This is a genomic window from Leeuwenhoekiella palythoae, assembly GCF_900130045.1.
Taxonomy (GTDB): Bacteria; Bacteroidota; Bacteroidia; order Flavobacteriales; family Flavobacteriaceae; genus Leeuwenhoekiella; species Leeuwenhoekiella palythoae.
Genome location: NZ_FQXT01000002.1, coordinates 626560 through 650976 on the forward strand (window position 1 = coordinate 626560; position 24417 = coordinate 650976).

19 protein-coding genes are annotated in these 24417 nt (G+C 44.6%); 4 read left to right on the top strand and 15 right to left on the bottom strand.

Going from position 1 to position 24417, the window contains the following annotated elements; all coding sequences use genetic code 11:
- Nucleotides 1-572 precede the first annotated feature (572 nt).
- The 6 genes from BUA96_RS06345 to BUA96_RS06370 all read right to left on the bottom strand — a co-directional run bounded on the left by BUA96_RS06345 (nucleotide 573) and on the right by BUA96_RS06370 (nucleotide 8265).
- Nucleotides 573-1808 (bottom strand): MFS transporter, encoded by a 1236-nt coding sequence (locus tag BUA96_RS06345; protein ID WP_072981428.1) that lies wholly within the window; start codon nucleotides 1806-1808, stop codon nucleotides 573-575.
- A 281-nt stretch (nucleotides 1809-2089) separates the two neighbouring features.
- Nucleotides 2090-2809, bottom strand: coding sequence for a peptide-methionine (S)-S-oxide reductase MsrA (gene msrA / locus BUA96_RS06350; protein WP_072981430.1), 720 nt, complete (start codon nucleotides 2807-2809; stop codon nucleotides 2090-2092).
- Between the two features lie 1302 nt (nucleotides 2810-4111).
- Nucleotides 4112-4732 carry a TlpA family protein disulfide reductase gene (locus BUA96_RS06355; RefSeq protein ID WP_072981432.1) on the bottom strand — a complete coding sequence of 207 codons (621 nt, stop codon included), beginning with the start codon at nucleotides 4730-4732 and terminating at the stop codon, nucleotides 4112-4114.
- Nucleotides 4733-4940: 208 nt separating this feature from the next.
- Nucleotides 4941-6131, bottom strand: a complete 1191-nt coding sequence (locus BUA96_RS06360; protein WP_072981434.1) for an aldose epimerase family protein — start codon at nucleotides 6129-6131, stop codon at nucleotides 4941-4943.
- Nucleotides 6121-7188, bottom strand: coding sequence for a cellulase family glycosylhydrolase (locus tag BUA96_RS06365; protein ID WP_072981436.1), 1068 nt, complete (start codon nucleotides 7186-7188; stop codon nucleotides 6121-6123). Before BUA96_RS06365 ends, BUA96_RS06360 begins: the two co-directional genes overlap by 11 nt.
- Before the next feature lie 21 nt (nucleotides 7189-7209).
- On the bottom strand, nucleotides 7210-8265 hold the full coding sequence (locus BUA96_RS06370) for a glycoside hydrolase family 43 protein (RefSeq protein ID WP_233430615.1): 1056 nt from the start codon (nucleotides 8263-8265) through the stop codon (nucleotides 7210-7212).
- Nucleotides 8266-8519: 254 nt separating this feature from the next.
- Between BUA96_RS06370 and BUA96_RS06375 the strand changes: the two genes are divergently transcribed.
- Together BUA96_RS06375 and hemN are read left to right on the top strand one after the other, a co-directional pair.
- Nucleotides 8520-8804, top strand: a complete 285-nt coding sequence (locus BUA96_RS06375) for a hypothetical protein (protein WP_072981440.1) — start codon at nucleotides 8520-8522, stop codon at nucleotides 8802-8804.
- 108 nt (nucleotides 8805-8912) lie between these two features.
- The gene (gene hemN / locus BUA96_RS06380) at nucleotides 8913-10274 is read left to right on the top strand and encodes an oxygen-independent coproporphyrinogen III oxidase (RefSeq protein ID WP_072981441.1); all 1362 of its coding nucleotides are present in this window, start codon (nucleotides 8913-8915) and stop codon (nucleotides 10272-10274) included.
- A gap of 977 nt (nucleotides 10275-11251) precedes the next feature.
- Here the strand turns inward: hemN and BUA96_RS06385 are convergent.
- The 9 genes from BUA96_RS06385 to BUA96_RS06420 are packed head-to-tail and all read right to left on the bottom strand — an operon-like array spanning nucleotide 11252 to nucleotide 20121.
- Nucleotides 11252-11959: a sulfite exporter TauE/SafE family protein gene (locus BUA96_RS06385; RefSeq protein WP_072981443.1), complete on the bottom strand. Its 708-nt coding sequence runs from the start codon at nucleotides 11957-11959 to the stop codon at nucleotides 11252-11254.
- Between the two features lie 3 nt (nucleotides 11960-11962).
- A complete protein-coding gene (locus tag BUA96_RS06390; RefSeq protein ID WP_072981445.1) occupies nucleotides 11963-12409 on the bottom strand; it encodes a FixH family protein in 447 nt (148 codons plus the stop codon).
- A gap of 42 nt (nucleotides 12410-12451) precedes the next feature.
- Entirely contained in the window at nucleotides 12452-12598 is a 147-nt protein-coding gene (locus tag BUA96_RS17265; RefSeq protein ID WP_164916914.1) for a hypothetical protein, read from the bottom strand.
- 8 nt (nucleotides 12599-12606) lie between these two features.
- Nucleotides 12607-14028: a cytochrome c oxidase accessory protein CcoG gene (gene ccoG / locus BUA96_RS06395; RefSeq protein WP_072981447.1), complete on the bottom strand. Its 1422-nt coding sequence runs from the start codon at nucleotides 14026-14028 to the stop codon at nucleotides 12607-12609.
- A 3-nt stretch (nucleotides 14029-14031) separates the two neighbouring features.
- The gene (locus BUA96_RS06400; protein WP_072981449.1) at nucleotides 14032-15015 is read right to left on the bottom strand and encodes a cbb3-type cytochrome c oxidase N-terminal domain-containing protein; all 984 of its coding nucleotides are present in this window, start codon (nucleotides 15013-15015) and stop codon (nucleotides 14032-14034) included.
- Nucleotides 15012-15200 (bottom strand): CcoQ/FixQ family Cbb3-type cytochrome c oxidase assembly chaperone, encoded by a 189-nt coding sequence (locus BUA96_RS06405; RefSeq protein WP_072981451.1) that lies wholly within the window; start codon nucleotides 15198-15200, stop codon nucleotides 15012-15014. Before BUA96_RS06405 ends, BUA96_RS06400 begins: the two co-directional genes overlap by 4 nt.
- 2 nt (nucleotides 15201-15202) lie before the next feature.
- Nucleotides 15203-17407, bottom strand: coding sequence for a cytochrome-c oxidase, cbb3-type subunit I (gene ccoN, locus BUA96_RS06410; RefSeq protein WP_072981453.1), 2205 nt, complete (start codon nucleotides 17405-17407; stop codon nucleotides 15203-15205).
- Nucleotides 17408-17409: 2 nt separating this feature from the next.
- Nucleotides 17410-17628 carry a cbb3-type cytochrome oxidase assembly protein CcoS gene (gene ccoS, locus BUA96_RS06415; protein WP_072981455.1) on the bottom strand — a complete coding sequence of 73 codons (219 nt, stop codon included), beginning with the start codon at nucleotides 17626-17628 and terminating at the stop codon, nucleotides 17410-17412.
- Between the two features lie 60 nt (nucleotides 17629-17688).
- Complete coding sequence (locus BUA96_RS06420) at nucleotides 17689-20121, bottom strand: heavy metal translocating P-type ATPase (protein WP_072981457.1); 2433 nt, start codon at nucleotides 20119-20121, stop codon at nucleotides 17689-17691.
- Nucleotides 20122-20224: 103 nt separating this feature from the next.
- Here BUA96_RS06420 and BUA96_RS06425 point away from each other — a divergent pair, with 103 nt between their 5' ends.
- Both BUA96_RS06425 and BUA96_RS06430 read left to right on the top strand, forming a co-directional pair.
- Nucleotides 20225-20926, top strand: coding sequence for a Crp/Fnr family transcriptional regulator (locus BUA96_RS06425; RefSeq protein WP_072981458.1), 702 nt, complete (start codon nucleotides 20225-20227; stop codon nucleotides 20924-20926).
- Between the two features lie 444 nt (nucleotides 20927-21370).
- Entirely contained in the window at nucleotides 21371-24403 is a 3033-nt protein-coding gene (locus BUA96_RS06430; protein ID WP_072981460.1) for a SusC/RagA family TonB-linked outer membrane protein, read from the top strand.
- Nucleotides 24404-24417 lie beyond the last annotated feature (14 nt).

Consider the following 24417-nt stretch of genomic DNA (forward strand, 5'->3'; position numbering starts at 1 on the left):
CGCTCGATGACAACCTGTGTTATTTAGTATTGATGATTCCTTATGCTGTAGAGTAGGTTTATGGGATGCTGAAACACGTCCAGCATGACCTTAACTTTAGACAGTAGTCTTTAATATTGAAATTTAGACTTTGAACCTTGAATTTAGGATAGCATCTCGACTGCGCTCGATGTGACATAGCACCCGTCATCCTGAGCTTGACTCAGGGTCTCACAAGAAGCGTTTTGCGAGCAGGTTTATGAGATGCTGAAACGATCCCGATGGGTATCGGGACAGCATGACGTTTACATTAGGCTGTAGTTTTAATATTGAATTTTAGGCTTTGAATTTTGAATTGAGCATAGCCTGTGGCACCACCCCGTCATTCGCTTAACGCCTTTAGGCTTTTAAGCAAACGCCACCCCTCCTCCGTAAGGAGGGGAGTTTTTTGTTTTTGTTTGCTTTCAAGTTTGAATTTTAGCTTTTGAATTTTAGCCAGCATCTCTCCCGATAGCTATCGGGATGCGCTCAGTGTGACACACTCGATGTGACAGGTTCAACAGAAAACATCAAACAGAAAACCAAAAACCGTATTACCCCTGAACCTTCAACACGCTTTGGCGTTTCCTTAGGTCGCGTTTTTTAAAGTAGCGTAGCGAAAAGAAGATCACTACGGCCAGTGGAGCGGCGATGAGCAGGTAGCGGAAGGCCATATCTAAGGTGTTGGTGATGCTTCCGGAGTGGGAGATCACAAAACTACCCATCGAGGTAATGATGTACAGGAGCCCGCCCATGAGACCGCCGGCGATGCCTGCGTTTCCGGGAAAGAATACCATATTCTGCGTAAAGTAGTTGGTAAACAAAAACCCGGAGCAGATGTGCACGATAAAGGCAAAACCTACGAGCAGTATCAGGTTGTCTATCATACTTCCTAAGCCGATAAAGAGACCTATCAATACAAGTTGCGTCAGCGAGACCAGACGGATCTTTTTAGTAAAGTTCACCGGTGTAAAGCGTTTGCTTAGAATTCCACCGATCATCCAGGCAAAGCCCAACACGAGGGTGCAATACCCAATGATCACGGCGTTGTAGTTAAAATGCTGTTCTACCACAAACGGCCCTGCGATGTTGAACACCATCACCACCGAATAGGCACAGCCCAGCACCCCGATACCTAAGATAAAGCCGGGGTTCTTCAGCATTGCCAGATACAGCAAGCCGGTTTTCTTGAGGTTGAATTTCTTATAGTTCCGTATGGTCTCCCCGCTGAATACGAGTTCGCCTACAAACAGGATCGCCGCATAGATCGCCAGGAAGTAAAAGTTAGACTGCCAGCCCAGATGCTCTTCGAGAAAACCCCCTAAAAAAGGCGCGATGATGGGTCCGCAGCTCCAGACGATGGTAAAGTAGCTGAGGTAGTGTTTGCGTTGTTCATCGTCAAAGAGGTCAACAAAATAGGCGCGTTTGGCGACCACAATAAAGGCGGTGGCGATCCCTTGTACGATACGCAGCAGACTGATCACGAGCACTTCGCCGGTAAAGGTCACGGCGAGGCTGCTTAACAATAGCACCGCCAGAGAGATCAGCATAGGTTTACGGCGGCCTACACTGTCGGCAACGGGGCCTACAAACAATTGGGAGAACCCGTAACTCAGAAAAAAACAGGTGAGCGTCAACTGAATGCTCTGTTCTGAAACGCTGAGGTTGCGTGCCATCGATGGAAACGACGGCAGGTAGATGTCGGTCATAAAGCCCGAAAGCGGAATCGATAAAAAGGTAAGTATCGTAGCGATCTTTTTACGTTGGGGTGAAGCGTCGCGTAAATGCATGAATAAAGGGTGTATTGACGTTAGGGTGCCACAAAGCTACTACATAAAGAAGAAGGAAGTGTTGATCGTCTTAAGCTTTGTAGGCTCTTGGAGGACTCGGCTTGCGCCTGTCTGGCGGTGCCATTACACTACCTCAGGGCAGACCTATGAGGCGTTGGTTGGAAACGAATTTTTAAATTCGACATAAGCCTCGGAGTATTAAACCCTTTGGCGGTGCCAATAAAAAAGCCCTCTCAGTGTTGAAAGGGCTTGGGTTTTCTTTTTCTTCTTCATAGTTCAGCCTAGTGGCTGTTAACTTTTAAAAGTTCGGGGAACTTTGCTTTAAATCGGTTTAAACGGGGTATCGACACGTTTTGGATATACGGGTTTTCCGGATGCTGCACCTCGTAGTTTTGGTGATAAGCTTCCGCGATCCAGAACTTCTCAAAAGGCTTGACCTCAGCAGCTACCGGTTCGCCTAATTCTTTGGCTAAAGCGGCTTTCTTTTGTTCGATGATCTCTTTTTCGGCATCATTCTGATAAAAGATGATCGAGCGGTATTGCGAACCTTGGTCCGGTCCCTGACCGTTTACCTGCGTTGGATTTTGTGAACCAAAATACACATCTACGAGTTGGCTAAAGCTGACCACACTAGGATCATAGATCACCTTAACCGATTCGGCGTGCCCGGTACGGCCGGTGTTGCTGTCTTCGTAGGTTGGGTTTTTGGTATGCCCTCCTGCGTAGCCCGAAACGGCTTCGTCTACACCTTTTACACTTTCATAAACCGCTTCGACACACCAAAAGCATCCGCTGGCAAAATAGGCAGCAGCACGGTCTTGAGGCACCGGTGTTTCGGCAGGAACTGCAGCTTCTTCGGCAGTGCCCGTGGTGTTGAGCGCAACAGCATTAGTAGTCTGTGCGGTATCGTTAGATTTCGTCGCATCAGCACAGCCGTTAAACAACAAGCTCAAAGCGATCGTTGCGGCCAGTAATGCGGAAAGAATGATTCTGTTTTTCATAACACTATAAAATATACGAAAGTTGTACTTCGCTGGTTTTATAGACGCAAAGGTGCAGCGAAACTTTCTTAATAGGGTGCTAAAATTTGAGGTATAATGATAAAGGGTTAGCCTTCTTACTTTTCTTTACTCACGTAATGTTTATTTCATGGGGGCTCGTGAACCTCGTATCCTCGGTTTGTCTTGCCCAAAGAAAAGTAACAAAAGAAAAGACCCCCTCGCTTAGGAATTTTTTGCCTTATTAGGCAAAAACCGCCTTGTCAGCTCCGCGTCGCTATCGCTCCTGTCCTTCGGAGCTTCTCGCAGCTATTCTGAAGCGAGGGAATTTAAGATACGTTTAACCCTTCGGGTGTGAATACACCTAGTCATCTCGAGGAGTCCCGATAGCTATCGGGAAGATTACATAACAAGCTTACTCTCTTCTCTCCCGAAGCTTCGGGAGGTGAAGGGCCGGGGATGAGGGATCAAAGATGCATTTCTCTCAATGGTCGAAATGACTGTCTGTTTCAACATCTATCATAAAGCCAAGTCTCCCTTCCGATAACTATCGGAAGAAGGGAGATTTAGAGGGATGTTAAGATTTCGTTTGAAAACATCCATCCCCAACCCTTCCTTCGAAGGAAGGGTGCTAGTATTCGACCTCAAAAGAAAAACCTATTAGTTTAAGTTTAAGCAACACGCGATGCAATTCCCTATATGCATTGGGACAGGCAGCGCGAAAACAAGGGAATTCGTGTAACCCTTCGGGTATGAAGACTGTCACTTCGAGTGACTGAATACCAGCGGTAGCAGGGATTCAGTTGTATCGAGAAGTCTTTGAAGTCAGTGAGTTTATAGTTACCCTTATTGCTGTTTCGAAAACTTCTCGATACAATCCTTTCGCGCTAAGGTGCTTAAGCATCACTCGAAGTGACAGGGCGAAGCGTATTTTGTATTTCCAATTTCTACTTTCGTATTTGATGCTGTCTTTACTCTTTGTTCTCTTCTCTTTTGTCTCCCGTCTATCCACCGCAAACTGCAGACTGCTACTGCCAACTGCTTATGATTTAAAGTTACTATCACTCAATCTACATTAATGCAATTAGGGGATGAGGAAAAAGGTTAAGAAATTAATGGAGAGTGCAATTTCTCCCGATGGTCAAAATGACTGCCTGCTTCAAGAGTTTGCTTCAAAAAAATCTTCGAGTTGAGATCTAACGAACACGCGATGCAATCGCGCGGAAACGTTGTGGACAGGCAGAGCGCGGGAACATTGTATTTTGTATTTCTACTTTCGTATTTCTAAGGATTTACTGCAAATCCTTACTTCAACTCCTCCAGATATTCCCTAAATTCTTCGGTATCATAATCAGCCATACCCATATGGGTGAGTGCCAGTTGGCCTTGGGCATTGATCAGGATGGTGGTGGGGAGGCTGCCGGTGTTGTACATTTCCGGCAGGTCGTAGGCGATGCGGTAGATAGGAAAATCAAAACCTTTTTTTGCTTTAAAGGCTTTTGCCTTTTCAAAATCGGTATCAAAAGAGACCAGCACAAAGTTCACTTCGTCTTTGGTATCAGCATACAGCTTGGCGATGCCCGGCATTTCGGCAACGCAAGGCGGACACCACGTAGCCCAAAAGTTAATAAAATAGGGTTGCTTCGGCATATCTTTTAGTGAAACGAGTTGGTCGTTCTCGTCAAAGAACTGCACATTAAGGTCTGCAAGGTCGCCCGGTACTACAGCCTCACTTTTAGTGCCTTTTACGCGGGTTTTTCCGTTAGTATCCGGTACTTCCTTAAGCTGCGGATTCATAATACCCGTTTTTAGAATGCCGCGTTGCAACGTGGTCACCACAGGTATGTGCCATCCTTGGGTATAAACCAAGACCAGAATACCCACAAACAAGGCATAGCGTAAAATGCGTTTTAGACGTGTGCTCATAGGCTCAAAAGTAGCAACTCTCGTAGATTTTTTGCGTAACCTAAGTAACAAAAAACCCTTTCATTGCTGAAAGGGTTCTCCGGTGAAGATAAACAGTTTCTGGTGATGGGGCGGCTGCTGTGAAGGTTGCGGCCGCCCCAATTGTTTATCCCTCTTAAACACACACGAATAATTATTGTTACACGCCGGGCGTGTGTATGGTTTAGTACTACGATCCTTTTACTGAAAATTTATAGACCGAAGTCGTCGCATAGGTTTCATTGGGTTCCAAGACAATACTTGGAAATTCCGGTTGATTAGGCGCATCAGGAAAATGCTGAGTCTCTAACGCAAATGCGGTTCTAAAGTCGTCTTTAGCACCGGTTTTAAAAGTATTTTTACTTTCCATAAAATTCCCGCTATAAAACTGCAGGCCGGGCTCTTCGGTAAAGACTTCCATTACGATCCCGCTTTGGTCGCCACTGATCTTTGCTGCCGGTTTGAGTGTTCCTGAAGCTTCTTTTAGTACATAATTGTGATCATAACCCTTACCAAAGGTAAGTTGCTCATTTGCTGTTGCTATACGCTCGCCAATAGTATGCGCCTGGGTAAAATCAAAAGGTGTTCCCGCCACCGAATCTAATGTCCCGGTAGGGATGAGCCCGCTATCTACGGGGGTATATTGATCGGCGTGAATCACGAGGCTGTGGTCTAGGATGCTCCCGCTGCCTTCGCCATTCAGGTTAAAAAAGGCGTGATTGGTAAGGTTCACTACCGTTTTTTGATCGGTAGTCGCCTCATATTCCATTTTGAGTTCGCGGTCTGCCGTCACGCTATAGGTCACCTTTACGTCTACATTCCCCGGAAAGCCCATTTCCATATCGGGAGAGCGATACGTAAGAATTAACGTCTGCGCATTAGGTTTACGCGCGTCCCATACCTTATACTGAAACCCTTGATCACCCCCGTGTAAAGCATTGTCGCCATTATTAGTAGGTACTTGATATTCTTTACCGTCTAGGGTGAATTTACCATTGGCGATACGGTTGCCCACGCGCCCAATGGTCGCCCCGAAATACGGTTCGCTTGCATCAGCAAAAGCTTGCACCCCGGCCATACCTACGACCACGTCGGTCATCGCGCCCTCCTGATCAGGCACCCAAAGCCCTACGATGCGGCCGCCGTAGTTGGTAAAGGCCACTTTGATGTCTTTATTCTCGATCCAGTACAAGTTGGTTTTCTTTCCGTTTATCGTCTGCTCAAATGCAGCAGCGTCCAGAAGGCTTGTTTCCGTCTGCTCTTCTACGAGTTTCTGGGGTTCGGTGGTCTTGTTTTCTGATTCTTTACAGGAATACAGACTCACGCCTAACGCAGCAATCAGGCAGTAACGTAGTATGAGGGTCGTGCGCTTAGTAAGCATCGTTCAATTTTTTGATGAGATCTACTTCGTCCTGACGGTAAGGCGTACCGTCTTTTCTGAATACATCGTGAAACCATTCTACCGGCTCTTCGCCAGAATCTATTGGGGTATTCCACGCATAGATGGTATTGGTCTTTCCGTTTACGAGTCCCCAGTTAATCGCGCCAATGTTGTTCTCAGCAAGCATAGGAAGTGTGGTCGAAAAACGGCTGTCGTTTGTGCGCGCCATATATTCGGTACAGATCATTGGGCGGTCGTGGGTTTTTAAGAGTTCGATCACGCGGCGGTGCATATCAGCATTTTCATAATCGTGGTAGGTGATGATGTCTGAGTGCTGCGCTTGAAAGGTGTTCAGTTCTTTATATCCCCAACTCCATAAACCGGCAGAAAGCGGCTGGCTAGGGTTGATCTCTCGTGCCCACTTGAATACATTGGTAAGCAGCGGGAGACTCTCGGTATTCTTACCGTTGTTTCCGGGCTCGTTATACAAGTCCCAGAATAAGATGCGGTCGTCGTCTTTAAAAGTTTTAATGATGTCTTGCACATAAGCCTTCAGTTCAGGCGAGTTGGCCATCTCGTTAGAGGCAGGATAACCGGGATCTTGCATCCAGCCGCTGTTGTGTGTTCCCGTTTTGGGGTCGCGTTGTGTTCCTATTTTAGGGTTCGCATCCCAAACGTCGTCAAAGATCACAAAGATGGTTTTGATATCGTGGTTATCGGCAATACTCAGGTAGTCTTCCACACGCTTTTTAAAGCCTGCTTTATCTGCCTTATAGGCTAGACTGTGCAGGTACACGCGCATGGTGTTAAAGCCGATACCGGCAGCATAACCCAGTTCGCGATCTATGGTCTCCGGGTCATAGGTAGCCTCTTGCCACATCTCCAGCTGGTTGATGGCGGTGCTTGGGATAAAATTGGCTCCGGTGATCCAGTCGTGCTCGGCATACCAGGCCTTTGCTTTTTCTTTAGACCATTTGTTGGCGTCAAGATTTGCCCCGCTCTGGCTAAAGCCAAAAAAACCAAGAGCGAGTGCAAATACTAAAAGTGTTTTTTTCATAATAGGTTTGAATTATACGTTTTAAAATTTTTCAGATGGAATAGGTAAAAGCACTGTAGTAGGAAGCGGCGTACCTATAAAGGGTGTGCTGTCTTCGTTCCAATACAGGCGTTGCATGCGTGGTGCGCGTTTATTGCCGCAGCCTTCTCCGGGATTGGAGTTGGCGTGGTATAAGATCCAGTCTTCTTTTCCGTCAGGAGATTTAAAAAAGGAATTATGTCCCGGCGCATACACGCCGTTTTCCGGTGTTTGCTGAAAGATGGGTTCTTCTTTTTTGGTCCAGGCCGAAGCATCCATAGGGTCTGTTCCTTCAAGGCTCAGCAAGCCCAATGCATAGTAATCTGTCCAGCAGCCACTCGCAGAGAACACGATAAAGAGCTTGCCGTCGTGTTCTAAGAATTGCGGACCTTCATTGACAAACACCTGCTCGGGATTGCCTGCCGTACCCAGATCGCCGTTACGTTCCCAAGGGTAGGTAGGCGAACTGATCTTTACACGTTTCCCTGAAAGGCTTGTGGGGTCGCTCATTTTGGCAATAAAAATATCTTGTTGTCCATTGGTATCTCCTTCCCAACCGGACCACGCCATATAGAGTTGGTTGTTGTACTCAAATACATTGCCGTCGATCGCCCATTTGTCGGAGGGCGCAGCGAGCTTTCCTTTAAATTCCCATTGGTCATTCAGCGGATTGGCAGACGTATTCTGCAACACATACATGCGGTGGTTTTCATTGGTGCCGTTATCGGCTGCGACATACACATACCAGGTATTGTTGATGTAGTGAATTTCGGGAGCCCAGACGTTCTTGCTGTACATCGTGCCTGCCGGTGGCGTCCAGATGGTCTTAGATTCAGCCTCACGTAAGTTGGCTAGATTCTTAGTTTTCCAAAGCACTACACGATTGCCCATCGTATGCGTATAGTAATAATAACCGTCTACATATACGCTAAACGGATCTGCACCCGAGTCTAACAACGGGTTTTGAAATTGCTGCGCAGCAAGCGTACTGCTGCTTAGCAACATACACAGGGATAGGTATTGAAAAATGTTGGTTTTTAATAAAGGGTTGATCATCATAGGTAACCGAAAACGTTATAGTGACGAAATTGAGAAAAGTGCTTTCAAAAAATAAGTTGGCTTAGCTCATTCTTGCGATATATCGTTTCAAAATGATTGTTTTTTGGCGGTTGGCAGTGGGTTGAGACAAATTGATGAGGTTTGGGATGTTTCTTTTTTTGAAAAAAATACGAGAACTGACAAAAGTCATAAAATAGCTGCCTGCCTCCCGGTACTTTTACCCTGTAATTTAATAACCATTAAATTTTTCAGGTATGATCACTTTTTCAAAAATTCAAAACGACTTTACCCACAACATCATTGGTTATTCCGCTATAGGAATCATTTTAAGTACATGTTTAGGATCGGTAGCTATTATGACTACCCTGATGCATGGGCATACGCTGTTACAAATGCTTTTTGTAATGATCACGGTGGTTTTTTGCAGCTTGCACAATGCGTCGATTCTAACGGTGCAAAAGCCGCAGCTTATTTTTAAACTCTTAGTAGCAAGCACGGTGGTGAACACCTTGATCATTGCTGGAGGAATGCTGCTTTAAGCGCTTAGCAACCTACGGTGAGGTCTTACAAGAACCGTAATTCAATTCTTAACCAAAGCTTCCGGAATCTTATATATTAGGTTTCCGGGAGTTTTTTGATCAGTAGCAATGACAAGTTTAGTACGTAAATACAATGTTCCCGGCCCACGGTATACCAGCTATCCTACCGTGCCGTATTGGGATCAGGAAACCTTTAGCCTTAAAGAATGGAAAGCCACCTTTAAAGCCAGTTTTTTAGAAAGCAATAAACGCGAGGGTATCAGCCTGTACATTCACTTACCCTTTTGTGAGTCGATGTGTACGTTTTGTGGTTGTACCAAACGCATTACCAAAAATCACAGTGTCGAAACGCCATACATCGATGCGGTGCTAAAAGAGCTCGCACTGTACAGAAGCTTTGTAGGGGAGCGACCTGTACTACAACAAGTGCATCTAGGTGGGGGCACCCCCACCTTTTTTTCAGAAGAGAATCTTGCCCGTCTCATCAATGGCATTTTTAAACACGCCGATAAAGCGCCGCAGTGCGAGATGAGTTTTGAGGGGCATCCCAACAATACCACGCTTGAGCATCTGGAGACATTGGCTTCGTTTGGTTTTAAACGGGTGTGTTACGGGGTCCAGGATTATAATGAGACCGTGCAAAAAGCCATCAATCGCATTCAGCCTTTTGCGCATGTACAACGCGCTACAGATCAGGCACGACAGGCGGGGTATACCTCGGTGGGACACGATATTATTTTCGGTTTGCCCTTTCAAAAACTGGAGCACGTAAAAAATACCCTCGAGAAAACCATACAACTCTTTCCAGATCGTATTGCGTTTTACAGCTATGCACACGTACCGTGGATCAAAGGGAATGGGCAACGCGGATATGATGAAGCCCATTTGCCAACGGCGGAAGCAAAGCGCGAGCAGTATGAGGTAGGCAAACAGCTGCTTGCCGAAGCAGGTTATGTAGAGATCGGGATGGATCACTTTGCCTTACCTACAGACGATCTGTATCACGCACAGCAGGAAGAGCGCATACACCGCAACTTTATGGGCTATACTGCTTCTAAAACTCTGGTGATGCTGGGACTGGGCGTGTCGGCGATCAGTGATAGCTGGTACGGCTTTGCACAGAATGTAAAGGGAATTCAAGAATATTATCACCTGTTAGAAAATGAGATCCTGCCGGTGTTTCGAGGACATCTTCTTACCGAAGAAGATTTAAAAATACGGCAGCACATCCTCAACCTGATGTGTCATTTTAAAACCAGTTGGGAGACGCCGTCGCTTTATTTTGACGAATTGCCTGAAGTGTTGATCAAACTGAAAGAACTGGAAGCTGACGGACTCCTGATTTTTGAGAACAAAGGCTTACGAGTAACCGAAAAAGGAAAGCCGTTTGTGCGCAACGTGTGTTTGCCTTTTGATTTGCGTTTACAGCGTAACAAACCGGAAACCAAGCTTTTTTCGATGACCATTTGAGTCAGGCCAGGCTCATTTGATTTTTTTGATTGGTGAAAGCCTGCTCCTGTGACCGGAGCAGGCTTTTTTCTTTTTCATTTTTCTGTAGGGCGTTAACCTCCTAAGGTCGGTTTGAATGTTTGTTTTTAGAATGTTGTTTTGTTCATTTTCTTTACTCGCTTGATTTCTATTTTACGGGAGCTCGTGAACCTCGTATCCTCGGTTTGTCTTGTCCAAAGAAAAGTAACAAAAGAAAAGACCCCCTCGCTTAGGAATTTTTTGCCTTATCAGGCAAAAACCGCTTTGTCAGCTCCGCGTCGCTACTCATATTTTTCTCAAAGTAGTTCTTACTTGAAGTAAAGTATTCCATTCCAAAGTCAATGCGCCACCTGGCTCATTCGCTAAAAAGGTCTACTAGACCTTTCCTTAACGCTCTGCCCTTGCAGCTATTCTGAACCGAGGGAAGTTTCAGATCCGTTTAACCCTTCGGGTATTGGTGTTATCAGTCATCTCGACTAGTTCCGATTGCTATCGGGAAGATCACACAATAAGCTAACTCTTTTCTCCCGAAGCTTCGGGAGAGAAGGGCTGGGGATGAGGGATACAGGATGGGATTTCTCCCGATGGTCGAAATGAGTTATTGCTTCAATAGCTTCTCGACTGCGCTCGAAGTGACATAACATACCAAAGTGTCTAAGGAGAAATACTGGCCTACTTTTTAGATCTGTAGTAAAACAAGCGGGCGCCGCAGTGATGGGCAGTGGAGGATAGCTTAGCGCAGCGGTTTGCTATCCGCAGGCAAAGGCGTTCGTGTAGTTTTCAAGGATCTAAAAATAAGCCTAGACTTTTTTGTTTCTTTTTTGGGCGATGCAAATCGCAGATTCACGAAGTCCTCTGTAATAACTAACTCCTGAGTACAAAAGAAAAGAATACGATATGAAATAAGAAGTATTCAAACCGACATTAGGAGGTAACTAAATTGTTATATACAACATACGTTAATGACAACTATGCGTTGCTGCAACTTCTGCTACGGCGACTTGATTGGAGGGAGAGATGTAAGGAATGCCCAGCCCCAGTCCGCGTAGGATAAACAGGCACCCCATAAGCACTACGGCTACGGGAATGGCTTTAACGAGCAGCTGTTTGGTTTTTCCCTTTAAGAAATTACCAAGGTAAATGGCGGTGGTCATAAGCGGTAGGGTGCCTAATCCAAAAAAAAGCATATAGACGCCGCCTTGTACCCCACCACCGGAAGCGATGGCTCCAAAGATCGCCATATAGACCAAGCCGCAGGGAAGGAGACCGTTTAAGAGGCCCAGCGTGAAAAAGGTAGCAGCCTTCTTCTTTTTTAACTGAACGCCCAACGCGGTTTTGAGTCGGCTTACCAGGCGGTAAGCAGGTTTAGAAAAGCTGTAGGTTCCCATACGCTTTTGGGGTATAAGGATCACGAGGATCATCAAAACCCCAACAGCGATAGAGACTTGTTGTTGCAGGCCAAAAAGTTGGAGTCCGCGCCCCAGATAGCCCAATACTAATCCCAGCATCGCGTAGGTAAAGAGTCGGCCGCTGTGGTAACTCAGCACCTGAAAAAAGCGTTTCACAGGATTGTTGCGATCTACCGGCATAAGAAAAGCGATGGGGCCACACATACCCACGCAGTGAAAGCTACCCAAAAGTCCAAAAAGTAATGCCGTCCAGATCATCGTTTAATAGGTTATGGCTTTCTCAAAGCGATATTTTTTGCCTTGATACGCCCAGTTTACGGTAATGTTCCAGCGACCGTCGAGCAAGCGGCTGTCAGGTATGAGCAAAGTAGAAGTTGACAAGGCTATCGGAATGTCAAAATCAAGGTGCTTGCCAGACGGTCTATATAGGAACACTTTTCCGGTTATTTCTTTAGGATCAAATGTTTCAGGAAACTGAAGCGCGTAACCGGCTTCGGTTTTTTTACCGGTCACCGGAGTTTCCAGCTGTGCCTCATTGATAGCGGCATCAATAGTTTCCTGCAATTGCATTTCTTGTTTATAGTAATCTTCGGCCACCAGATCGTGGCTGTATTTATCGTCTGTGGTCATGGTGATCACAAAAAACATGATAAAGCCTATAAATAAGACCATACCCATGACCAGACCGGTTCCCCAATTGATTTTCATACTGCTAATTTTATAGTTGACGTATAAGCGACCCCGTGTGGGTTAGGCATATTTTTCTGCCAGTTCTTCCTGACTCAAGGCTTTGCGTTCTTCGGCTTCCTTAAGCAAGCGCACTTTACAATTGTGATTTTGTCCTGGGTAGCCGCTTTTACATCCTAAGCAGCAGTTTTGGTTTGATTTTGTACTCATAATTCTAATTATTTATAACTGCGGGGTCCTAAAAACACCGTAGTCGTGGTTTCAATAAGTTGGTCTTCACTATAGACCCCAATTTTCAGTTTTTCCTTTTCGTCTTTGAGTGTGTGACTGTTTACTTCAATAAACAGCGTTCCTTCGGCAAGGCCTTGCTCAGGCACTTGAATGCGATCGTGTGATACAACGCGTATGATTCCTTTATGAGAGATCAATTCAAAATGCACCTCAGGAATCTCTTTGGTGGTTTTATTGATGAGTTTGTAGGTATACACATTGCTGATGATGTCTTCGCCTTTATGCTCATACAATTGCCCCGGAAGTCGCAATACGGTTGCTTCAATATCATTGCGCAAAAACAGCATTCCTGTAAGTACGCCCAGCAGGATCACCAATACCGCGGTATAGCCTTTTAAGCGGGCATTGAAGGTGAACTTTGACTTCTTCTCAATATTCTCTTCACTCGCATACCTAATAAGGTCTTTAGGTAGATTCACTGCTTCCATCATCTGGTTACATGCATCGATACAAGCGGTACAATTCACACACTCCAACTGGGTGCCGTTGCGAATATCGATACCCGTAGGACATACCTGCACGCACTGTGCACAGTCGATACAATCTCCTTTTCCGGTTGCAGCGCGATCTTCAGACTTTTTAAATTTGGCTCTGCCGGCTTCTTTTTCTCCGCGCTTGTGGTCATAGGCCACAACGATCGATTTGTTATCGAGCAGTACGCCTTGCAGCCTTCCGTAGGGACAAACGATGATGCACACCTGTTCTCTAAACCAGGCAAACACAAAGTAGAATACACTGGTAAAGATGAGCAGCGAGATCAAGGTGCCTACGTGATTGGCCGGCCCGTCTGTGATGTACTGCATAAGACGATCACTACCTATGAGATACGCAAGAAACACATTGGCAATAAGAAAGGAGATCACAAAAAAGATGCTCCATTTAATACTGCGTTTTCTTAGTTTCTCAGCATTCCAAGACATTTTATCCAGACGCATTTGTTTCCCGCGGTCGCCTTCGATCCAGTATTCAATTCTGCGGAAGACCATCTCCATAAAAATGGTCTGCGGACAAATCCACCCACAAAAAAGCCTTCCGAAAGCGACCGTAAAGAGTACCACAAAGACCACGCCCGTGATCATAATGATCACAAACAGGTGAAAGTCTTGCGGCCAAAAGGGAAACCCAAAAATATTAAAGCGGCGCTCCAGCACATTGAACATCAAAAACTGATTGCCGTTGATGTATATAAAAGGTGCGCCAAATAAAAAGATCAAGAGCACATAGCTCACCAGCTTGCGGTACTCATAGCGTTTACCCACCGGTTTTTTAGGATACACCCACGAGCGTTTTCCCTCCTCGTTGATGGTTCCTATACTGTCTCTAAAATGTTCTTGATCCTGAGAAGCCATGGCTTATTCTTTAGTCTGAATGATATCTCCGGTTACGGTTTCTGTTTCTAATAACACTTCGATCTGTGTCGAATCTTGCGTTACCTGAGCTTCTTCAATAGGAGCGTTCTCATCAACCCAAAGGTCACCCTGAGGCTCTTTAGCATCTGCGGGATTGGTACCGTGCAGACTCAATACATAACTAGCCACCTGTGCAATTTCACTCGGTTTCAAGTCGGTTTTCCAGGCGATCATCCCTTTACCGGCACGACCTCCTTCAGAAATCGTATGGAATACATTTTTGATGCCTCCACCTAAGATCCAGTAATCGTCTGTAAGGTTGGGGCCGATACCACCGCCACCGCCGGCTTTATGACATGCCACACAATTACCGCTGAAGATATTCTCCCCGGCTTTGATGTCTGAAGCATCGGTAAGCAATTCTACTGTGTTTTCATCTACAAGATCTTTTGCGGTTTTCTTGTATGCTTCGATCTCTATTTTTGCCTGAGCCACTGCTTGCTCATACTCGTCGATCTGGTTGTCGCCATCCAGTACTTCAAAACGAATGAGGTAAATGGCCGCGAATAGAATGGTCGCATAGAACCCGTATACCCACCACGGCGGGAGGTTATTGTCAAGTTCCTTGATGCCATCGTAGTTATGGTCTAGGATGATCTCGTCTTCCTCTTCAATAGCTTTTACTCGGGTGAGTTTTGCATAAAGACCTTTAAACCAAGCGGTACGTTGCTCTTTTTTTGCCGCAACTTCTGCCTGATAGTGTGCTTGAGCTTCCGGCTTTAGGGTTTTAAAGAGTACAGCGCGTAGGCTTTCTATACAGATCTCAAAAGCGATGTACATAAAAACCAGTACGGCATAAATGGCCCACAACCAGTTTTGTGTGGTGAATACTGAAGCTTCGTCTTCGGGCGTTCCTACATAATTTAAAAAGAGGTAGGCAAAGCTGGCAAAAACCAGAATGCGTATAAGTGATGCGATACTTCTCATGAGTGTTCAGATTTTAGTTGGTCGTCTAACGGAATGTTACTCACTTCGTTGATGTGCTCTTTTTTGGCTGTAAATACCCATAAGAAGAGCGCTACAAAAAAGAGGAAAAAGATGAGTAGGGAGATGGTGGGGTAGATGCTTACCCCATCAATATTTTCTAGATTCTGTTTTACAAATTTCAACATGGCTATTCGGTTTTAGCAGCGCTTACTTCAGGGCTGTTTTTAATTTTAATATCGGTTCCTAAGCGTTGTAGATACGCGATAAGGGCAACGATCTCCCGGTTGCGCATTTCTACGAAATCTTCACCGTTTTCTTGCGCATAGGCTTTATCAGACTCATAGGTGTCTGCAAAATCAGGATCGGTATAGAGGTTTTGCTCTATTTGGGTTCCCTGCTCCAGCATCCACTGTTGTGCGCGTTCGATATCTTCAACCGTGTACGGCACGCCCAGTTTTTGCATTGCTCTCATCTTATCTTCGGTCTTCGACTTGTCGAGTTCGCTGCGTATCAACCAACTGTAAGAAGGCATTATCGAACCGGATGAGGTACTCTGCGGATCGTACATATGGTTAAGATGCCAGTTGTCTGAGTACTTTCCGCCTACACGTAACAGGTCGGGCCCGGTACGTTTACTACCCCATAAGAATGGATGGTCGTAGACATATTCTCCTGATTTGGAATACTCGCCATAACGCTCAACTTCACTACGGAAGGGCCTGATCATTTGTGAGTGACACGACACACAACCTTCTCTGATGTAAAGGTCACGACCTTCTAATTCAAGCGGGGTATAGGGTTTTACGGTGGAGATTACCGGTACATAATCGTCAACGATCAAGGATGGAATGATCTGAACCATACCTCCGATCAAAATAGCGATGGTTGCAAAAATGGTAAGTTTTACCGGGCGACGCTCTAACCAGGTATGATAGCCTTCTTTTGCGGTACGCTTGCTGGTCACGCGTTGTAGCGGTACAGCTTCAGCAAGTTCGTCGGTTACTTTGCTTCCGCTTTTTACGGTTTTAAACACGTTGTACAGCATTACAAAAGCACCCAGAATATACAAGCTACCTCCTATGGCACGCATCCAGTACATTGGGATGATCTCGGTTAAGGTTTCCAGGAAGTTTCCGTAGGTAAGCGTTCCGTCAGGATTGAATTGTTTCCACATAGACGCTTGCACAAATCCTGCAACATACATCGGTAGCGCGTACATAATGATCCCTAAAGTTCCTACCCAGAAATGCACGTTAGCCAGTTTGGTAGACCAGAGTTTGGTTTTAAACAGGCGCGGTACTAACCAGTATACCATACCAAAGGTTAGGAAACCATTCCACGCCAAAGCACCTACGTGTACGTGTGCGATCACCCAGTCGCTAAAGTGTGCGATCGCGTTTACGTTTTTAAGTGAGAGCATTGGCCCTTCAAAAGTGGCCATCCCATAACCGGTAATGGCAACTACCATAAACTTCAAAACAGGATCGGTACGTACTTTATCCCACGCCCCACGCAGGGTTAATAATCCGTTGATCATTCCACCCCAAGACGGTGCGATCAACATTACTGAGAAAGCTACCCCAAGGTTTTGTGCCCAGTCGGGTAATGCAGAATACAATAAGTGGTGTGGTCCTGCCCAGATATAGATAAAGATGAGCGACCAGAAATGCACGATAGAAAGGCGATACGAATATACCGGGCGGTTTGCCGCTTTAGGCACAAAGTAATACATCAAGCCTAAAAACGGGGTCGTTAAAAAGAAGGCTACCGCGTTGTGGCCATACCACCATTGTACCAGTGCATCTTGTACACCGGCATAAACCGAGTAACTTTTAAGAGCGCTTACCGGGATCTCGATGCTGTTTACAATATGCAGCACCGCTACGGTGACAAAGGTTCCCAAATAGAACCAGATCGCAACATACAGGTGACGCTGTCTACGTTTTAAGATCGTACCGATAAGGTTGGCTCCAAAAGCTACCCATACCAAAGCGATGGCGATATCAAAGGGCCACTCGAGTTCTGCATATTCTTTTGAAGTAGTATAGCCTAACGGAAGCGTAAGCGCAGCACCTACAATGATGAGCTGCCAGCCCCAAAAGTTAAAGTTACTGAGCCAGTCTTGCCACATACGTGCTTTAAGCAGGCGTTGGGTCGAGTAGTAGACCCCGGCAAAAATAGCGTTTCCTACAAAGGCAAAGATCACCGCATTGGTATGTAGGGGACGTAGGCGCCCAAAGCTGAGCCACGAGATGCCATCTGTAAGGTTGGGAAATAAAAACATAAAGGCGAGCAGTAGTCCTACGCTCATACCAATGATCCCCCAGAAGATGGTGGCATTGATAAACTTTCTTACGATCTTGTTATCGTAATAAAACTGTTCTGTTTGCATGATTACTTCAGTTTGCGATTAGCGTTGTTTTGGGTTTTAGGTTGTGGTGTAGCTTTTGAAGTTTTAGAAGCAGCTTTTACGAGTTCGTCTTCAAAAAGCATACGTACAGATGGGGTATAGGTGTCATCGTACTGTCCCTGTCTTACCGAGAGGATAAAGGCCACAAAAAAGACCACAGCCACCACCACGCTTATCGCGAGAAGCATATAAATGATACTCATACCTACCTGATTTTATATTGTAAAATTACCGGGGTGTGTTTGCTTAAAAGATGACATAAATCAGCTTTTGGAAATTGCTTCGGTTTTTTCTTGTTGTTTTAGTTTACTTCCGTAGAAATAGGAGCTAAGCGTAGTGAATATGACGATGCTTATAGAACTCAGCGGCATAAGAATAGCGGCATACACCGGTTTTAAATTACCCGAGATCGCTAGCACCAGTCCGGCTAAATTGTATAGTAATGAGCATACAAAACTCCATTTAATGATACGTTTTCCTCGTTTTGCCAGTTGAATAAATTGGGGCAGATCCTTAAAGCGCGAAGAGTCAAGAATCCCGTCACAAGCCGGTGAGAATACATTGATATTTTCTGAAATAGCGATGCCTACATCACTTTGCGCCAAAGCGCCGCTATCGTTGAGACCGTCACCAATCATTAACACCCTGTTGCCCTGTTGTTGTAAGCTTTTAATAAAATTGAGCTTGTCGTCTGGTTTCTGATTGAAATGCATCTGCACTGGTTGTTTTATGAGACGTTCTAAAGTTTGTTTTTCGGCGGTGTTGTCACCGGAGAGAATTGCCAGATCAGCGGTGGTTGAAAGTGCCTCAAAAACAGCAGGTAAACTTTCACGGAAGCGATTATAAAAAACATAGCAGCCTTTGTAAGTGGCATTGGTACTGATGTGCACCACCGTGCGTTTGCCATTTTTGAAGATCCAATTGGCGTTTCTTCCGCCTACAAAATCATACGAACCTATTTTAACGCTGTTGTGGTTTGCTGTCCCATAAATCCCGTGTCCTACTTCTTCTTCAAATTCATCAAGCGTCTGAATATCATGATTTTTAAGAATAGCATATAAGCTGCGACTCAGCGGATGGTTTGAAGCTCTTAGGGTGCTGGTGACCAGCGACTCTTCATCTTCGGTTAAGGCCAAGCCTTCATAGCGAATCGCCGTTTCGGCAGAAGTGGTAAGCGTGCCCGTTTTGTCAAAAACAATATGGTCTACGTCTGCCAACTGCTCGAGGATGGCCGCATCTTTAAGGTATAATTTGTGTTTACCGGTGATGCGCAGCAAATTGCCCAGTGTGAAAGGTGCCGAAAGTGCCAAAGCACACGGGCAAGCCACGATGAGAATCGCGGTAAACACATTAAGCGCCATAGAGGGGTCGTACATCAGCCAGAACAAGCCGGCTAGCGTAGCGATACTGAGCACTCCCCAAGTAAAGTGTTTACTTATTTGTGCCGTAAGACTATTCAGGTGGGTTTGTTTCTCTTTTTTAAAGGCTTCGTTGCTCCATAATTGCGTGAGGTAACTTTGCTCTACGGCTTTGGTTACGCGCATTTCAATGATACCGCCTTGCTGTCTTCCGCCGGCAAAAAGCGTGTCGCCCGCATTTTTAGCAACGGGTTCGGCTTCGCCGGTAACAAAACTGTAGTCGAGTAAACCTTCTCCTTTCAGCAATATTCCGTCTACGGGTATGAGTTCGCCATTCCGAATAAGAATACGGTCATCTGGTTTAAGTTCGTACACAGGAACTTGCTGTTCTAAATACCTGTTTTTAAAATGCTTTGCCGGCTTCAGAAGGGTGACAGCGATGGGGAAATAGGACTTGTAATCCCGTTCAAAAGACAAAAATGCATAGGTTTTTTGCTGAAAGAATTTCCCTAGTAAGAGAAAGAAAACCAGACCGGCGAGACTGTCAAAAAAGCCCGTTCCGGTTTGGGTAAGCACTTCGGCGCACGAGCGAACAAAAAGCACCAGAATACCCAATGCGATGGGTACATCTATGTTGAGCAGTTTTGAGCGTATGGATTTATACGCAGCGCGGAAATAATCCTGAGCAGAATACACCACCACAGGAATCGAGAACGCCAGCATTAAGCCTCTAAAAAGATGCTTGTATTGGTCGAGCCAGAATTCTTCGACCTCAAAATATTCCGGAAAGGATAAAAACATAATATTCCCAAAAGCAAAACCGGCTACGCCCAGTTTGTAAATTAGGGAACGGTCTGTTTTCTTTTCTTTTTTATTAAAATCCTCAAGAGAGATCGCCGGTTCATAGCCCAGCATACAAAGCAGTTCTACCACCTGTTTTAAAGCGATCACCGAAGCGTCATATGTAATACGGATGCTTTTCTCCGGGAAATTGACCTGCGTATTTTTTATGGCAGCGTTGAGTTTGTTGAGGTTTTCTAGAACCCAAATGCAGGAGCTGCAATGTATCGCAGGGATCGTAAATGAAACGATCTGTGTGTTTTGCTCGTTAAACTCCAGGAGTTTATCAAGAATGGTTTCGTTGGTGAGGAAGTCAAACTTGCCTTGCACCGCTTTAGGTGAGATCCCGGGATTTTGGTCAAGGTTGTAATAGTATTCCAGATCATTCTCGTGAAGAATGTCGTACACCGTTTTACAGCCGTTACAGCAAAACATCTTGTCTTGATGCGTTATGCTGTCGCTTAAACACGGGTCACCACAATGATAGCAGTTTTCCATTTTAATCTAATTTGCTCAAATACCTGATACAAAGGACTAAAAGAAGGGAGGCTTAAAAGATGACTTTTGTCAGTTCTCAAAAAAATAGTGGTATTTTTGAAGTATGGCTGCACACGAAGAATCCAGATGCGAAAACTGCATTATCAGACAGTTGAATTCGCTAAAAGCTCTTAAAAAAGAAGAGCTTAAAGCCATATCTGATAGTAAGGAAACCCGTACCATTAAAAAAGGCGAACCGCTTTTTAAAGAAGGAGAAAAACTCAATGGGGTTTTTTGCGTGCGTAACGGGGTCTCAAAACTTTCTAAAATAAGTGACAACGGAAAAGATCAGATTGTCAAGATCGCTTCTAAAGGAGAGGTGATGGGGCAACGTTCGGTGATTGCAGAGGAAGCTACCAATCTTAGCGCGGTTGCACTTAATGATATGGAAGTGTGTTTTATTCCTAAGACTAACATCACTGCACGTATAGAAGACAATCCGGCTTTCACTCAGGCTATATTAAAATATATGGCTCAGGAGCTCAAACTCGCCGATGATGTGATTGTAAATATGGCGCAGAAAACGGTTAACCAGCGACTGGCTGAGGTTTTGCTGTATTTAGATAAAACCTTTGGTCAAGACGATGAAGGTTATCTCGCACTTATTCTATCACGCTCTGATATTGCTGATGTGGTGGGCACCGCCACCGAACTCTGCATACGTACCCTTGCTAAATTTAAAAAAGAACAACTGCTTGAGACCAAGGGAAAACGCATAAAGCTTCTGGACAAAAAAGGCCTAACCCAGATCAAAGAAGGCTTCTAATAGCTTATCGCTCTATTATAAAAGAAAGGTTTTTGTACTGTAACCTTAAAACTATGCTTCTGTAAAGCTAAGATTAACTCCAGAGCGTGCTATGTTACTAAATCTACAATAACACGGGATGCTGCTTTTAAGTGTGAAAATGTCATTTATTCTGTCTTCTGAATGAATTTGCCGGCTTTTCTGAGAATACCTTTAAAAGTGGTTGCTAGAATCAATGATTCTTTAAAAACCTGCGTGCTTGCTCCCTTACCTTCCTTACCGGCGACTGTTAAAACTTACTTAATACTTACGTAAAACCTTTTAGCGAGAAATTCAATTATTTAGCGGCTTGAAATAAGCATCCCTAAAACGAATTTCTATGTAACACTCCCAACAAAAAACGCAGCTGCTATCAACAACTGCGCCGTACATTATTAAGCATTGTGTCCAATCAATTACTTAACCATGAATTTTAAAAATAATACTATTACGTATAAAAATATAGTTGCGTTCGCTTCAATTGTATTTTTTTCTACACAAACCCAAGCGAAGACGCCATATTTGGCACTTAAAACGAGTATAGCTCCTGTTGCAAGCGCAACCCTACAACAAACGATAACCGGTACTGTAACTGATAGTGACGGGGTATTATTACCCGGAGCTTCAGTAATGTTGCAAGGAACCTCTATAGGAACCACCACAGATTTTGACGGAAATTTTAGCATTGATGCCAGTGCCGGCGATGTGCTTGAAGTCTCTTATGTGGGTTTTGAAACGCAAACCATCACGGTTTCTCAACAAACCAATTATAATATTCAGCTTGCCGCAAATACTTCAGAATTAGATGAAGTCCTTGTTGTAGGTTATGGTACTCAGAAGAAATCAGACTTAACCGGAGCGGTAAGCTCTGTAGTTGCCGATGAGTTTAACAAAGGTGTGGTGAACAACCCAGGGAACTTGTTACAAGGTAAAGTGTCTGGTTTAAACGTTACTAACGCGAGTGGTGAGCCGGGAGCCGGGCAAGACATCATCATACGTGGTGTGGGAACCCTACGCTCCGGAACTTCTCCACTTTATGTGGTTGACGGTTTTGTCTTGGACAACTCCGGGAACGGTCTGGCAACAAACCCGCTGAACTTTATCAATACTCAGGATATCGAATCGATCAACGTGTTGAAAGATGCTTCGGCAGCTGCGATCTACGGTTCGCGTGCAGCAAACGGGGTGGTGGTGATCACTACCAAAAAAGGTAAAGCAGGAAGAACACAAATGAACTTTTCGGCTTCTACCGCTATTGCAACTATCGCTAATAAAATTGATGTGTTCTCAGCAGACGAGTTTAGAACTATCGTACCGCAAATAGGCGGAAGCCTTAGCGACAATGGTGCAAATACAGATTGGCAAGATGAGTTGACGCGTACAGCAATTACCAACAACATCAATTTTTCGATGAGTGGTGGTACGGCGACAACTTCTTATTTTGCGTCTATTGGGGTTGATGATCAAGAAGGTATTATCAACAACAGTGATTTGAAGCGCTATTCGGCACGCGCTAATGTAACTCAAAAAGGCTGGGATGATCGTTTAAAGATCGATCTGAACCTTACCGCAACCCGCACCGAAAATACGCGCCCTAACATCGGCACCATGGTGAGCAATATGTTGAGTCTAAACCCAACAACGCCGGCGTATACTAACGGTGAACCTACTGTGTTTGGTACCGGGATTAACCCGCTTATCATTGAGGATATCTACGGTGATTATTCTAACAATAACCGTATGATCGCTAACATCGCACCTTCGTTAGAATTTGTAGATCATCTAACCTATAAATTAAACTTAGGTGTAGATTATTCTACTACAGATCGTGATATTCAATATATTCCGTATTCTGCAGATCCTGATTATGCGCAAGGTTCGATCACAACATCGTTTACGATAAATAGAAATACGCTGGTTGAAAACACGCTAACCTACGATAATACGTTTGGCGATCACGGATTAACCGTATTAGCAGGACATTCGTACCAGAAGTTCTACATACACGAAAAAGGATTCTATTTTGAAAACTTTCCAGACAATGGTATCGAACCGCGTTACCAGCTTGAAGCGGCGCGTGGTGAGAATGCAACGCAATATTCAGATGCGGTTAGTAACGAACTCCAGTCGTTTTTTGGTCGTGTAAACTACACCTTTCAAGACAAATATCTGGTAACCGCAACCTTGCGTTCTGACGGTTCGACCAAGTTTGGTGAGAATAATCGTTATGCGACTTTTCCTTCTTTAGCCTTAGGATGGAATATCTTCAAAGAAGATTTTATGGCAGACTCAGGAATCAACAACTTAAAGTTGAGAGCGAGTTGGGGTAAATCAGGTAATCAGGAAATTCCATCTAAACAAACTCGTTTAAGCTATGGCGAAAGCTTTGCAGATGATGATATCTATCCTTTAAACGAGGGGATCACCACACGAGAAGGCTACGACTACGGTTTAGTATTCGCACGTACGGCAAACCCTGATCTTCAGTGGGAAGAAACCACACAGACGAATATTGGTTTAGACTTCGGTTTTCTGGATTATAAATTGAGTGGTTCGGTAGATTATTTTTTAAAGGAAACCAATGATGTATTGCTTTATTTTTCTACTCAAGATCCTATTGACGAAGTAGGCTATAAGTGGCAGAACATTCCTGATATGAAGATCAAAAACAGCGGTATTGAAGTCGCTTTAGATTATCAAAGTGATCGCAGCCGTGATTTTTCATTCAATATAGGAGGAAACATTTCCTACATCAAAAATGAGATCACGGATTCTCCTTTTACCATTGTAACTACAGGAACCGCAAGTGGTGCAGGGCAAACCGGAGCGACCATCAACGGATATATGAACAATCAGCCAATAGGTAATTTCTTCTTGCGTGAGTTTACAGGAATTGGCGCTGATGGATTGAGTACCTATACTGATCTTAATGGTGATGGCCAGATTGATGATAGCGATCGTATCTCTGCAGGAAGCGCAGTACCTGATATTCTTTATGCATTCTATTTAAAATTCAAGTACAAGAACTTTGACTTAGGCTTGAACTTTAACGGGGTTAGTGGTAATGAGATCTACAACCATACCCGTATGAGTTTGTTTAATAAGACACAATTATCAAACTCCTTGAATACTACAGATCAAGCGATAGAATTCGCAAATGAAGATCCAAGTAACACCAATACCGTTTCTACTCGTTTTCTTGAGAATGGTGCGTTTTTACGTCTTAATAATGCGACACTTGCTTATAGCTTAAATCCTGAAGTGATCGGGATGGATAAGTGGTTAGACAATGTACGCCTATCAGTAACCGGGCAAAACCTGTTTATCATTACAGACTACACTGGTTTTGATCCTGAATTGAACACCGGGAGCTCTACCGATTCAAAATCCTACGGTATCGATTACTACACCTATCCAAAAGCACGTACGGTGGTATTTGGTTTAAATGTATCCTTCTAAAAAATTAAAAATTG